The sequence below is a fragment of the Schaalia odontolytica genome, assembly GCF_002847525.1.
GTDB classification, from domain to species: Bacteria; Actinomycetota; Actinomycetes; order Actinomycetales; family Actinomycetaceae; genus Pauljensenia; species Pauljensenia odontolytica_B.
The window spans coordinates 14,610-28,349 of record NZ_PKKM01000012.1; the positions used below are offsets into that span (position 1 = coordinate 14,610).

A 13,740-nucleotide genomic window follows, 5' to 3' on the forward strand; every position below is an offset into this window, starting at 1 on the left:
CAGCTAGTAAGCGTCTTTGATCACTTTGTTGCACCAATGCTCACACACGGTGACTAATACGTGCCGATCTGCGGAAACATGCGGAAAACTCCGAATGTTTCACGTGAAACAATCACTCTTCAGAGGCTGCGACGCGCTGGCACAGCTCCAACGCGGCCTTCCGATACGCGATTGCACCCACGTTACGAGGATCGTAGGTGACGACAGTCTGACCGTAACTCGGCGCCTCGGAAATGCGCACAGAACGCGGGATGACAGTCTCAAAAGTGTGGTCCGGGAAGTGCGAACGCACTTCGCTCTCGACCTCTTCGGAGAGCTTCGTGCGCTTATCTGCCATGGTCAGCAACATGCCGGAGACACGCAGGCCGGGGTTGAGATCCACACCGATCCGTTCGACGGTGTTCCACAGCTGGCTGAGGCCCTCCAGGGCGTAATACTCGGCCTGAATCGGGATCATGACCTCATCGGCGGCGACCATGACATTCAGCGTCACGAGGCCGAGGGAAGGCGGGCAGTCAATGAGCACGATGTCGATTTCGGCATGCTCAGAAACGTACTCACGCAGGGCCTCACGCAGTCGATACTCGCGGCGCTCGACGTCGACGAGCTCGATTTCGGCTCCGGACAGGTCGATCGTGGCCGGGCACACGACAATACCGTCGATGTCGGGGCACGGCTGCACGACGTCGGCAACGCTGGCCCCACCGATAATGACGTCGTAGGTTGACGGGGTTCCGGCGGGGTGGGGAACGCCGAGCGCGCTCGAGGCATTTCCCTGGGCGTCCGCGTCGACAACGAGGACAGACAAGCCACCCATCGCGAGGCCGGCCGCGAGGTTAACGGCCGACGTCGTCTTACCGACACCCCCCTTCTGGTTCGCGACGGCAATGATGCGCGTGTGCTCGGGGCGCGGGAACGTCGCGCGTTCGAGCATGGCCAGATCGCGCATGTTGCGCTCGATCTGATTCGACAAAGGGGTGTTGTTGGTACTCACGAGACACCTTCCTAGATACTGCCCCTAGTTTACGGGCACACGCACTCACTTCCAGCACGAAAGGCCCAGGATGCATCCAGGCGCACACAATCTCCGCACACCGCCGTACAACGACGAAAATTTCGTTCTGTAGGATCGATTCTCCCAGCGAAAACACACAACGTGACAAACCGTCAATCGAGGGAATCAATCTGACACAACACAACACTAATGTGTTGTGCATCACTAAATAAGAGGAGCGCCGCAGCAACCGCCACGACGCTCCTCTCCCCCACTGGGGACGCATTACTTAATGCGCGTGCAGACCACCACGTACGTGGACTCGTCCTCCATGATGGACGGCACCTCGTGGATCTCAGCGCGCAGGTGGTGACGACGCAGCTCCGCCGAGGCCTCGTCCACCTCGATGGGCGCGCGGCGGCCCTTAAGGGCCACGAGCGAGCCCCCGGGGGCGATCAGCTTCGACGTCATGCGCACGAGCTTGCTCATGTTGGCCACGGCGCGAGCGGTGACCACGTCGGCCTTACCCTTGCCGCGCAGCTCCTCAGCGCGCGCCTGGTGAATGGTGACGTTGTCGAGGCCCAGGTCCTCCACGACGTCCATGAGCCACTCAACGCGGCGCGCCATGGGCTCGGCGAGATGCACGTCGAGCTCGGGGCGGCAGGCGGCGATCACGATGCCCGGCAGCCCCGATCCGGAGCCCACGTCGAGGACCTGACGGCCGTCCTTGCGGGGCATGAAGTCCAGGACGGCGGCGGAGTTCACGATGTGGCGCGACCAGATGCGCTCCATGTCGCGCGGGCCCAGGAGGCCGCGAATCTCGCCTTCCTCCTCGAGCATGCGCGCGTATTCGGCAACCTCGGCGAAAGCCGGCCCGAAGAAGTCGCGGACGGCCTGCGTGGGCTCTTCTGGGACGAAGGGGTCGCCGACCTGGCGACCCCTTCCTGTCCCGTTCGGGTTCTCACTCACCGTCGGTGTCCTCGGGGAGGATGACCACGCGGCGGTGCGGCTCGGCGCCCTCGGACTCGGAGGTCAGGCCCTCCTCGGCGACCACGTCGTGGCACACCTTGCGCTCGAAGGGGTTCATGGCGTCGAGCTTGACGGCCTCGCCGGTGGCGCGCACGCGGGCGATGGCCTCGCGGGTGATGTCCTGCAGCTCTTCCTTGCGCTCGGCGCGGAAGCCGGCGATGTCGAGCATGAGACGCGAGCGCTCGCCGGTCTCGGTCTGGACGGCCAGACGGGTCAGCTCCTGGAGGGCGTCCAGGACCTCGCCGTCGTCGCCCACAAGGCGGTCGAGGGCGTCGGGGTCGTCGGCGACGATCTCGACCGAGGCGCGGCCGTTTTCGACGTCGATCTCGATGTCGCCGTCGAGGTCGGCGATGTCAAGCAGCTCTTCCAGGTAGTCGGCGGCGATTTCGCCTTCTTCTTCGAGGCGGGTCAGCTTGTCTGCGTTGTCGTCACTCATGACGTGTCCTCCGTAGTGGGGAATGGGGTCTTGCTGGTGTCCAGGTTACCGGCTGGGGGCCTGGAACCGTGAATCTATGGTGGTCAGCGCTTGTTGCCGGAGCGGCGACGGGCCTTGCGGCGCTCGATGCGGCGACGCTCGATCTCCTCGGCGCTGAGCGAGCCGTGGCCGGAGGCGGAGTCGTTGGCCTCGGACTCGTCCTTCGACGAGGCCTTGGCTCCCTCGCGCTCGAGGGTGCGGCGGTCGCGGACCTGCTTCTGGAGCTCAGCGCGCTGGGCGGAGGCTTCCTGCTTGGCGAGGCGCTTCTCGACGGCGAGGGTGAGGCCGTGCATCCACTGCTCGTCTGGCAGGGTCGTCCACTTCTGAGTGGCCAGGTTGCGGTAGACGGTGATGATCTCGCCCGCGCTCATCTCGGCGGGGAAGTCGGAGGCAACGTGCTGCTTCTTAGCCTTGGAACGAAGCTCAGCGAGGGTGCGCTCGTTGAGCTCGTCGATGCGAGGATCGGAGCCGGCAACGCCCAGGGCGGCGCGCTCACGGTCGTAGTTCTGGAAGAAGGGCTTGGCCCATTCCTGGTAGGCGGACTCGCGCGACTCAAGCAGGTCGGCGTAGGCCGGGGAGCCGGGGGTCGGCATGACCTTGATGGTCCAGAAGGACTGGGCGAGCGCCCAGAAGGAGGCGGTCACGGTGTAGATGACGACGCCCATCTGGAAGAACGCGCCGGAGAAGATGAACATCAGCGGCATCACGTACATCATGGAGCGCTGCGACTGAGCCATCGGGTTGTCGCCCATGTCGGGCATGTTGCGCGAGAAGGACAGGCGCATCGAGACGAACTGCAGGACGACCATGAGGACGATAGCGGCGATGAAGACAGTGACGATCGCGGGCTGGCCCCAGGAGTCGCGCAGGGTGTGGGACAGCGGAACGCCGAAGACGGTGGAGTTGACGATCTCGGTGGACACGGACTCGGTCAGCGGGCCGAGGTGATCGGTGGAATCGCCGCGGTAGGTGTAGGTGCCGGCGGAGATGGAGGAGACCGCGATGATGGCGCGGTACATGCCGAACAGGACGGGCATCTGCACGAGCATGGGCAGGCAGGAGGCGAAGGGCGAGACCTTGTGCTTGCGCTGGAGGGCCTGGGTCTCTTCCATCATCTTCTGACGGCTGACCTGGTCCTTCTTGCCCTTGTACTTCTCCTGGATCTTGCGCATCTCAGGTTGGATGGCCTGCATGGCGCGCGAGGAGCGGATCTGCTTGAGGAACAGCGGGATGATGGCAATACGCACCAGGATGGTGAGCAGCACGATGGACAGGACCCACGCCATGCCGGAGCCGGAGGACATTCCGACCAGCACGAGGAAATCGTGGATCCACACCCAGAGCCACGCGAGGGCCCACGCGAAGGGGTGGAGGATTGCGTCGAACATAGTTTTCGCTTTCGCCGTGGCGCCGAAGCGCCGCTGTTTCGTTGTTCCTTAGAGTCCCGAGGCCGTGTCCGGCTCGGTCAGGTCGTGCTCCGGGTCGAGTCCCATGGGGGCGGGACGTTCCCAGTTATCGTGTCCAGCCCAATCCTCGGGTGGGATCCAGGGGTCGGGCTTCCAGCGTCCACGCTCTGGTACGTGGTCCACTCCCCCGTGGCTCCAGGGGTTGCATCTCAGCAACCGCCAAGCCGCGAGGATGAGTCCCTTGATGGGTCCGTGGACGCGAATGGCCTGGAGAGCGTAGGTCGAGCAGCTGGGTGCGTATCGACACCGGGGGCCGAGGGCCGGGGAGATGTAGCGCTGATAGACGACGATGGGTGCGGACACGAGAGCGCGAAGCGACCTGCCCGCCATATTCATCGTGCGTCCCACTTACGCCACGCTCGCGCCATCACGCGGTCGAGGTGTTCGCCGAGTTCCTTGGAGGGAACGCCGAGGGCTTTGGAGGAGGCCCGCACGACGACCCTGGATCCTTCGGGTAGGTCAGCGATTCGCTCGCGCATGAGGTGGCGCAGCTGCCGCTTGACGCGGTTGCGTCCGTTGGCGCGCTTGATTTCCCGCTTGGGTACGACGAAACCGACGAGGCGACTGTTGCGTTCCTCGTCGGCTCGGACGTGGACGACGACCAGCGGATCTCCTGCACGCGTTCCTTGTCGGATCGCGGCGGTGAAATCCGCTGGGTCAACCATGCGGTGCGCGCGCGGCAGCACCGGTGTGTCTCAGGCGGACAGCTTGGCGCGGCCCTTGCGACGGCGGGCAGCCAGAATGGCGCGGCCGGCGCGGGTCGACATGCGCAGACGGAAGCCGTGCGTCTTGGAGCGACGACGGTTGTTGGGCTGGAAGGTCCGCTTGGTGGTCACGGCAATTCTCCTCGGCGGGGAGTGGTTTCCCACTCGGTATCGGTTGGGCTATCGACACACGGGGGCGCGATAGCGGGGACGCACGCCCGAAATGGGCGCAAACAAAGATCAAGCCTAAGCGGATTGGGGCCACACGTCAACGCGGCAACGTTACCCACCGCGTCACACACAGTATCCACAGCTGTGTAAATCACTGTGGATCTCATCCATCCACAGAGGGTGGATGAAGGGAGTTATCCACAGGCTGTTCGTATTTTTGCTTTCCGCACGCTGCTGCGGACCCAAAGTTGTAACTACCGAGCTGTGATTCTGTGATAGTTCTCCACAGCTCCATCCCCAGTCTGTGCATAACATGTGCGCGGACTACACTGCGACAATGTACGAGCGTCACGCACATCACCAAGAAGTCGTGACCGAACTCACCCGTATTTGTGACCGGAGGTTGCCGTGGAGTCGGATTCCCTCACACGCGCATGGGCTGCGGCCCTGGACGCAGTCCCCACCGACGAGCTGGGGCCCGTCGCCACGTCGATGCTGCGCTCCGCCCGCCCCCTCGGCGACATCGAAGGCACGATCCTCCTCGCCGTCCCCAACGATTTCACCAAGCAGTGGATTGAAGACAAGGCGCAGTCAAAGCTGACGACCGCCCTGTCCGTGCACCTGGGCCGCACCGTGCGCATCGCCATCACCGTCGATCCCACGCTCGAGGTCGTCACCGAAGAGGAGGAAGAGGAGGAGCCGACCTCTGTCGCACCCACCACGCATGCGGCCACCCCGGCCTCGTCGATTGAAGCACCGGAAGAGCACCACTCCCCCGCCCTCGTGACGGCTCCTACCGACTCCGGTCCCACGCACCTGAACCCCAAGTTCACCTTCGACACCTTCGTCATCGGCCCGTCGAACCGCTTCGCGCACGCGGCCGCGCTGGCGGCCTCGGAAACCCCTGGTACTGCCTTCAATCCCCTCTTTATCTACGGCGATTCCGGACTAGGTAAGACACACCTGCTCCAGGCCATCGGCCACAACGCGCTGTCGATGATGCCTCACCTCAAGGTCCGCTACGTCAACTCCGAAGAATTCACGAACGAGTTCATCAACGCGATTCGCCTCAATAAGACGGACAACTCCCAGGTCGAGGCCTTCCACCGCCGCTACCGCGAACTCGACATCCTCCTCATCGACGACATCCAGTTCATCGGCGACAAGGAACAGACGGTCGAAGGTTTCTTCCATACCTTTAATGCGCTGCACAGCGCCAACAAGCAGATCGTCCTGACCTCGGACCTGCCCCCGGCCCAGCTCAAGGGATTCGAGGACCGCATGCGGTCGCGCTTCTCCTCGGGTCTGCTCGTGGATGTTCAGCCGCCGGACCTGGAGACCCGCATCGCGATCCTCCATAAGAAGGCGGATGCCGAGGGCCTCGAGGTCACCCCTGAGGTGTTTGAATACGTGGCCTCGCGCATCTCCTCCAACATCCGTGAGCTCGAGGGCGCGCTCGTGCGCATCGGCGCGTGGGCGTCGCTGTACCAGGAGCGCATTGACTTGAACCTCGCGCAGATGATGCTCAAGGACTTCGTGTCCAACCCGGACGACAACGAGATCACCGTCAGCCTCATCATGAGCCAGTGTGCCGTCTACTTCGGCGTCACCATTGAACAAATGGGTTCCTCGGAGCGCAGCCACAACGTCGTCGAAGCCCGCCAGATCGCCATGTATCTGTGCCGCGAGCTCACCGACCTGTCCCTGCCCAAGATCGGACAGGCTTTCGGACGCGACCACACGACGGTTATGCACGCGAACAAGAAGATCTCGAAGCTTATGAAGGAAAAGCGCGAGACCTTCAATCACGTGTCGGAGCTTACAAACCGCATCAAGCAGAAGGCCAGGGAGTCGTGAAAACGGCGCGGGCGCTGACGAAAGTTGGCGCCCGCGCCCCATTCACAGGAGTTGTGCACATCTGGTGCATGAGCGAGCTCAAGCTGTGTAGAAAGAGGGCATGCCTGTGGATCTCAAAAAGTTGTCATTTGCTTCGTGCACAGGACCACGTGACGAATCCACAGCCTCGTCCCATAATGACAGCACAGTCATTTGATTGAAATTCCGCCGCATAAGGGAGTTATCCACAGAACTCACAGCCCTTATGATGGAAGGACAGTCACATGACAAACATTTTTTCACAGGCCTCCGCACAACAACGTCGCCGCCGACGCTACGCGATGGCACGCGCGAGGCAAATTTCCTGCCCCACGTGGGCACACTTGTGGGTAAAGTAGTGTCCGATCCGTTTTGTGTTTTGGAGGCAGCTATGAAGTTCACCGTCGCCCGCGATGTTCTGGCCGAAGCCGTGTCGTGGACCGCCCGCGCGCTCCCCGTGCGTCCGGCCTCGCCGATCCTGGCCGGCGTGCGCATCAAGGCTGAAGGCGACGAGCTGACCCTGTCCTCCTTCGACTACGAGGTCTCCGCGAACTCGCACATCCCCGCAACCGTCGACGAGGCCGGCGAGGTCCTGGTCTCCGGTCGTCTGCTCGCCGACATCTCCAAGTCGCTGCCCTCCAAGCCCGTCTCCGTCGAGCTCGACGGCCAGAAGGTAAACCTGGTCTGCGGCTCCTCGCACTTCACACTTGCGGTTATGCCCCTCGACGAGTACCCGCTGCTGCCTGCGCAGCCCACGGGCATCGGTGCGATCGATTCCTCGACGCTGTCGCAGGCCGTCTCCCAGGTGTCGATCGCCGCGTCGCGCGACGACACGCTGCCCCTGCTGACGGGCGTGCGCATCGAGATCAACGGCCCGGCGATCACGCTGCTGGCCACCGACCGCTACCGTCTCGCCATGCGCGAGCTGGATTGGGAGCCCACCAACACCTCCATCGAAGAGGTCGCCCTGGTCAAGGCCCGCATCCTCCAGGACGTCGCCAAGTCGATGACCTCGGGCGCCAAGGTCGAGGTCGGCCTGTCCGGCGAATCCCAGCCCGGTGCCTCGTCCCTCATTGGCTTCACCGCCCAGGGACGCCGCACCACGTCGACGCTCATGGATGGCGACTACCCCGCCGTGCGCCGCCTCTTCCCTGACACGACGCCGATCCAGGCCGTCGTCGATCGCCACGCCCTGCTCGAGGCCGTCAAGCGTATGTCGCTGGTCGCCGAGCGCAAGACTTCCGTGCGCCTGGCATTCACCGAGGGCCAGCTGGTCCTCGAGGCCGGACAGGGCGACAACGCCCAGGCCTCCGAGGCCATCGAGGCGACCCTGAACGGTGACGATATTTCGACCGCGTTCAACCCGCAGTTCCTCATCGATGGCCTGCAGGTCCTGGACACCGACTACGTGCGCTTCGGCTTCACGCACCCCACGAAGCCGGCCGTCATCACGGGCCAGAAGAAGGCCGACGAGGGCGAGGTCACGCAGTTCCGCTACCTGCTGATGCCCATCCGCTTCGGCATCTGACGTGCGCGTCTCCCACCTGGCCCTCGACGACTTCCGCTCCTGGAAGCACGGGGTCGTCGAGCTGCCCGAGGGCCCCACGGTCCTCGTGGGCGCGAACGGCCAGGGAAAGACAAACCTCGTCGAGGCGCTTGCCTACCTGTCCACGTTTTCGTCGCACAGGGTCGGCGCGGAGGGTGCCCTCGTGCGCATCCCCATCGACGAGGCCGAGGCCGCCCCGGGTGGTGCCGTCATCCGCGCGCGTGTTGTGGCCTCGGGCCGCGAGCAGGTCATCGAGCTCGAAATCGTTCGCGGCAAGGCCAATCGCGCGCGCATCAACCGCGCGCAGGTCAAGCCCCGCGAGATTCTGGGCATCGTGCGCACGGTCGTGTTCGCACCCGAGGACCTCTCGCTCGTGCGCGGCGACCCGTCTGTGCGCCGATCTTTCTTGGACGACCTGGCCACGCAGCTCTCCCCCATACACGCCTCCGTGCGCTCCGACTTCGACCGGGTCGCACGCCAGCGCGCGGCGCTCATGAAGGCCGCCCAGGCCTCGCTCCGCCGCGGCCAGTCCCCCGACCTGTCGACCCTCGAGATCTGGGACCAGCAGTTTGCCGCCCTGTCTGCGCGCATCACCGCCACGCGCGCATCCATCGCATCGCGCCTGGAAGAGCCGGCCGCGCGCTCCTACGACGACGTCGCCGACTCCCCGCGCCACCTGCGCCTCGCCTTCGATGCCTCGGTCGACCGCGTCATCGGCACCGACCCCGACAACCCGGCCAGCGCTGATCTCACCGACGTGGAGGCCCAGACCGAGCGCATGCTCTCGGCCCTCGCGTCGGTACGCGAGAAGGAAACCGAGCGAGGCGTCAATCTCGTCGGCGCACACCGCGACGACCTGACCCTCAGCCTCGGCGCGATGCCCGTCAAGGGCTACGCCTCGCACGGCGAATCATGGTCGGTTGCCCTCGCGCTGCGCCTCGGCGCATTCGAACTGCTCAGCGACGACGGCGACACACCGATCCTCATCCTCGACGACGTGTTCGCCGAGCTCGACTCCTCGCGCCGCGAGGGCCTGGCCGCCCTTGCCTCGAAGGCCGAGCAGATCATCGTCACCTGCGCGGTCGCCGGCGACCTGCCCGCCTCGCTCGACCACCACGCCCTGCGCGTGCGCCTCGACCCCGAGCGCGGCACTGTCATCGACGAGGCCGACGATGAGTGAGCGCGAGGACGTGGCCGCCGACGAGCTGAGCGGATCTGAGGCCCCCGGCGACGAAGTCGACGCCGACGAGTTCGTCGTCCGCGCCCTCGAACGAGCCCAGAGCGTCGCCCGCACGCACGGCTACACGAGGTCCACCCTGCCCTCGTGGGGCCTCGACGAAACACGTCCCCGACGCAGCCTCGACGGATCCAGCGAATATGCCGCCATCGAAACCGACGGATTCGGCCGCCTCGCCGACGAGGAGAACGTCTCCGCGCGCGCCGCAGCCCGAGCCGCCGCCTACCGCCACGCCAACGGGATCGAAGCCCCGGCCTCGTCGACGGAGGAAGACCCCGAGGGCGATCTCGCGGCCCTGCGCCAGGCCCTGGAGGGAACCGGCGCCTCGTGGAGCCGCGCCCCCGGCATGGCAGCCATGCGCCCGCGCTACCGGAGGGCTAATTCCCTGGGCGCGATCCTGGCCCGCACGATCAAAACCCGAGAATGGGACACCCCCACCAAGATGGGGTCGATCATGGCGAAATGGCGCGACATCGTGGGCCCCCAGGTCGCCGAACACGCCCGCATAGAGACCTTCGAGGGGCACCGCCTGGTCGTGCGCACCGACTCCACAGCCTGGGCCAAACAGCTCCAGCTTCTCCTGCCCACCATCGAGCGGCGAATCGCCGAGGAAGTCGGGTCCGGCGTCGTCGAGCAGGTCATCATCCGAGGACCCGTCGCCCCCTCGTGGAAGAAAGGCCCCTACGTCGTGCGTGGCCGAGGCCCTCGCGCGGACTACGGGTAGGTCAACACTCGAGAAAATAGGTGAGGGACTCCCCCACGTGGTCGGATTTTGTTAGTCTTCAGATTGAATCCCGCACACCAGTGCGAATTTGACGAGGAGTAACGATGAGCAATCCGTACGCGCAGCAGGGCGGTAACGGTTGGGGAAACAACCCTCAGGGGCAGCAGGGCTACGGCCAAGGTCCCTACGGGGCGCAGCCTCAGCAGCAGGGGTACGGGGCGGGCCAGTATGGTGCCCAGCCCCAGCAGCAGAGCTACGGGCAGGACGCGTCCAACCCGTACGGCGCTTCGAACACGCAGAATCCTTACGGCGGGCAGAGCTCATCGGATCCCTACGGCGCTTCGAACACGCCAAATCCCTACGGCAGCCAGGGTGGCAACGCCTACGGCGCGCAGAACCAGGGCGGCTACCCGCAGGGTTACGGACAGCCCGGAATGTCTCCGATGGGCACTCCCCCGCAGGGCGAGAAGTCCAAGGCTCCCCTTCTGATTGGCATCGTTGCGGGCATCGTCGTCCTCCTGATGATCGGCGGCCTCGTCGTGTGGGGCATGCTCGGCTCCAGCTCGAGGAGCGCGTCGGGTCCGTCCTCGGACCGTACCTCGTCCTCGTCGGGCGGCTCAGATTCCGGTTCTGGTTCCGGTACGTCGAGTGGCTCCGGAACGTCTAACGGCGACCAGGGCAGCGGCTCTGGCTCCGGTTCGTCCAACGGAAACAAGGGTTCTGGTTCCGGGTCATCGAAGGGAAACAGCGGATCGAAAGACCGCTATGTCGCCGATCTTGCTGGCGGAACTGTCCACGTTGAGAGCACCAAGATTGAGTTGGGTCCGAGCGACGACGACAACGATCCGACCGTGGTCGCAACGTACACGATCACCAACAACAACAAGAACGAGGATGTGAGCCCCCTCGCCGCCCTGCCGCTGATGTATCAAAATGATGAGCATTTGGATGCCGCGACATTCCTCAAGAAAGATCTTCCAGGCTATTCACCTATGGATCTGTTAAGGAAGATGAACGTGGGTGAGACCAGGACGGTCGTGATCGCTTACAAGCTCAAGAGCACCACGGAGACCGTCACCATCCTAGGTCTTGACTTGTTCGACAACAGCAATGAAATTGAGCCCATCTTCTGGGATCCGAAGTGATCTGACGCCGTGCGCGGCCTGCATCGACAGGCACATGTCGCGCTGCGGCGGTGACCGTAACGCACGCGGTCGAGCCGCCTGAACGCGCGCAACGGGGCCGCCCTCCCAGCCGGGAGGGCGGCCCCGTGTGTCCCAGCTGCAGCCACAATCGGCATGTGACTCATCACAGTCGAGTTTTCGTTGCAATCACACAGTTTGTAAAGTAACCCTCCGAGCCTGTCAATCCCGGGTACAAGCGTCACTTTTGGTAGAATCTACAAGGTTAAACATCTATTTTCGCGCAATGCGAGGGGAGCCACGTGGCTGACAACGAGAAGACCGCCGAAGGCGAACAGTCCTACGGCGCATCGGACATCACCGTCCTCGAGGGCCTGGAAGCCGTCCGCAAGCGCCCGGGCATGTACATCGGATCCACCGGCGAACGCGGCCTGCACCACCTGGTGTACGAGGTCGTCGACAACTCCGTCGACGAGGCCCTGGCCGGCTACGCCGACCACATCGAGGTCACGATCCAGGCAGACGGCGGCATCAAGGTCGTCGACAACGGCCGAGGCATCCCCGTCGACGAGCACCCCACCGAGCACAAGCCCACCGTCGAGGTCGTCATGACGATCCTCCACGCCGGCGGCAAGTTCGGTGGCGGCGGTTACGCCGTCTCGGGCGGCCTGCACGGCGTCGGCATCTCCGTCGTCAACGCCCTGTCCACCCGCGTGAACACCGAGATCCGCCGCCAGGGCTACGTCTGGCGCATGTCGTTTGCAAACGGCGGCACCCCCATCACCCCCCTCGAACGCGGCGAAGAAACCAACGAGACCGGCACCACCCAGGTCTTCTACCCCGACCCGGAGATCTTCGAAACCGTCGAATTCGACTTCGAGACCCTGCGCCAGCGCTTCCAGCAGATGGCCTTCCTCAACAAGGGCCTGCGCATCACCCTGACCGACGAGCGCGAGTTCGCCACCGACGAAGGCGATGAGATCGCCGGCGGCGAGGAGGCCTCGGACAAGAAGACCAAGGGCCACCGCACCGTCACCTACTGCTACGAGCACGGCCTGCGCGACTACGTCGAATACCTCGACTCCGCCAAGAAGTCCGACACGATCAACAACGAGATCATCGACTTCGAAGCCGAAAACGACGAAGGCACCATGAGCGTGGAAATCGCCATGCAGTGGACCACCGCTTACTCCTCGTCCGTCCACACCTTCGCCAACACCATTAACACGACCGAGGGCGGCATGCACGAGGAGGGCTTCCGCACCGCGCTGACCTCCCTCGTCAACCGCTACGGCCGCGACAAGGGCATCATCCGCGACAAGGACGACAACCTCACCGGTGACGACGTCCGCGAAGGCCTGACCGCCGTCATCTCGATCAAGCTCACCGAGCCCCAGTTCGAGGGCCAGACGAAGACCAAGCTCGGCAACACCGAGGCTCGCACCTTCGTCGCCCAGCAGGTCTACTCCAAGCTCACCGACTGGTTCGACGCCCACCCCGCCGACGCCAAGGCCATCATTGCTAAGGGCCAGGCCGCCCAGGCCGCCCGCGTCGCCGCTCGCAAGGCCCGTGAGGCTACGCGCCGCAAGGGCGTCCTCGAATCCGCCTCCATGCCCGGCAAGCTGCGCGACTGCTCCTCGCGCACGCCCTCCGAGTGCGAAATCTTCATCGTCGAGGGCGACTCCGCAGGCGGCTCCGCCGTCGGCGGCCGCGACCCCGAGCGTCAGGCGATCCTGCCGATCCGCGGCAAGATCCTCAACGTCGAAAAGGCGCGCCTGGACCGAGCCCTGTCCTCGGACACCATCCGCTCCCTCATCACCGCCTTCGGCACCGGCATCGGCGAAGACTTCGACATCTCGAAGCTGCGCTACGGCAAGATCGTCATCATGGCGGATGCCGACGTCGACGGCCAGCACATCGCCACGCTGCTGCTGACCCTCCTCTTCCGCTACATGCGACCCCTCATCGAGGGTGGCCACACCTTCATCGCCATGCCCCCGCTGTACCGCATCAAGTGGACCAACGCGGAGCACGAATTCGCATACTCCGACAAGGAGCGCGACGAACTGCTCGCCGCCGGCGCCGCCGCGAACCGCCGCCTGCCCAAGGAAGGTGGCATCCAGCGCTACAAGGGTCTGGGCGAAATGAACGACCACGAACTGTGGGAGACCACCATGGATCCGGCCAGCCGAATCCTCAAGCAGGTCACCCTCGACGAGGCCGCAGACGCCGACGAGACCTTCACGATCCTCATGGGCGACGACGTCGACCGACGCCGCACGTTCATCCAGCGCAACGCCACCGACGTGCGCTTCCTCGACATCTGACATCACCCACGACCAGCCCAGCCCCGGCCTCGTACCGGGCGGGCCTGATC

The 13,740-nt window shown here is 64.6% G+C and carries 13 protein-coding genes; 6 read left to right on the forward strand and 7 right to left on the reverse strand.

Annotated elements, in window-relative coordinates; all coding sequences use genetic code 11:
* Positions 1–112: 112 nt before the first annotated feature.
* The 7 genes from CYJ22_RS08450 to rpmH form a co-directional block, all read right to left on the reverse strand.
* Positions 113–949 carry a ParA family protein gene (locus CYJ22_RS08450; protein ID WP_101602334.1) on the reverse strand — a complete coding sequence of 279 codons (837 nt, stop codon included), beginning with the start codon at positions 947–949 and terminating at the stop codon, positions 113–115.
* Between the two features lie 330 nt (positions 950–1,279).
* Complete coding sequence (rsmG, locus tag CYJ22_RS08455) at positions 1,280–1,963, reverse strand: 16S rRNA (guanine(527)-N(7))-methyltransferase RsmG (RefSeq protein ID WP_034465145.1); 684 nt, start codon at positions 1,961–1,963, stop codon at positions 1,280–1,282.
* The gene (locus CYJ22_RS08460; RefSeq protein WP_101602307.1) at positions 1,956–2,459 is read right to left on the reverse strand and encodes a protein jag; all 504 of its coding nucleotides are present in this window, start codon (positions 2,457–2,459) and stop codon (positions 1,956–1,958) included. Before CYJ22_RS08460 ends, rsmG begins: the two co-directional genes overlap by 8 nt.
* 83 nt (positions 2,460–2,542) lie before the next feature.
* Entirely contained in the window at positions 2,543–3,886 is a 1,344-nt protein-coding gene (gene yidC, locus CYJ22_RS08465) for a membrane protein insertase YidC (protein ID WP_101602308.1), read from the reverse strand.
* 48 nt (positions 3,887–3,934) lie between these two features.
* Complete coding sequence (yidD, locus tag CYJ22_RS08470; RefSeq protein WP_101602309.1) at positions 3,935–4,300, reverse strand: membrane protein insertion efficiency factor YidD; 366 nt, start codon at positions 4,298–4,300, stop codon at positions 3,935–3,937.
* Positions 4,297–4,650 (reverse strand): ribonuclease P protein component, encoded by a 354-nt coding sequence (rnpA, locus tag CYJ22_RS08475; RefSeq protein ID WP_060566055.1) that lies wholly within the window; start codon positions 4,648–4,650, stop codon positions 4,297–4,299. Before rnpA ends, yidD begins: the two co-directional genes overlap by 4 nt.
* A gap of 9 nt (positions 4,651–4,659) precedes the next feature.
* Positions 4,660–4,800, reverse strand: a complete 141-nt coding sequence (gene rpmH, locus CYJ22_RS08480) for a 50S ribosomal protein L34 (protein ID WP_003791379.1) — start codon at positions 4,798–4,800, stop codon at positions 4,660–4,662.
* Between the two features lie 447 nt (positions 4,801–5,247).
* Here rpmH and dnaA point away from each other — a divergent pair, with 447 nt between their 5' ends.
* The 6 genes from dnaA to gyrB all read left to right on the forward strand — a co-directional run bounded on the left by dnaA (position 5,248) and on the right by gyrB (position 13,690).
* Positions 5,248–6,696 (forward strand): chromosomal replication initiator protein DnaA, encoded by a 1,449-nt coding sequence (gene dnaA / locus CYJ22_RS08485; protein ID WP_009054312.1) that lies wholly within the window; start codon positions 5,248–5,250, stop codon positions 6,694–6,696.
* A 409-nt stretch (positions 6,697–7,105) separates the two neighbouring features.
* Positions 7,106–8,242, forward strand: coding sequence for a DNA polymerase III subunit beta (dnaN, locus tag CYJ22_RS08490; protein WP_009054327.1), 1,137 nt, complete (start codon positions 7,106–7,108; stop codon positions 8,240–8,242).
* Position 8,243: 1 nt separating this feature from the next.
* Positions 8,244–9,440, forward strand: a complete 1,197-nt coding sequence (recF, locus tag CYJ22_RS08495) for a DNA replication/repair protein RecF (RefSeq protein ID WP_101602310.1) — start codon at positions 8,244–8,246, stop codon at positions 9,438–9,440.
* Positions 9,433–10,221 carry a DUF721 domain-containing protein gene (locus CYJ22_RS08500; protein ID WP_101602311.1) on the forward strand — a complete coding sequence of 263 codons (789 nt, stop codon included), beginning with the start codon at positions 9,433–9,435 and terminating at the stop codon, positions 10,219–10,221. The genes recF and CYJ22_RS08500 overlap by 8 nt, the downstream gene beginning before the upstream one ends.
* Positions 10,222–10,325: 104 nt before the next feature.
* Complete coding sequence (locus tag CYJ22_RS08505) at positions 10,326–11,366, forward strand: DUF5067 domain-containing protein (RefSeq protein ID WP_009054292.1); 1,041 nt, start codon at positions 10,326–10,328, stop codon at positions 11,364–11,366.
* 299 nt (positions 11,367–11,665) lie between these two features.
* Complete coding sequence (gyrB, locus tag CYJ22_RS08510) at positions 11,666–13,690, forward strand: DNA topoisomerase (ATP-hydrolyzing) subunit B (protein ID WP_009054297.1); 2,025 nt, start codon at positions 11,666–11,668, stop codon at positions 13,688–13,690.
* The last annotated feature ends 50 nt before the right edge of the window (positions 13,691–13,740 follow it).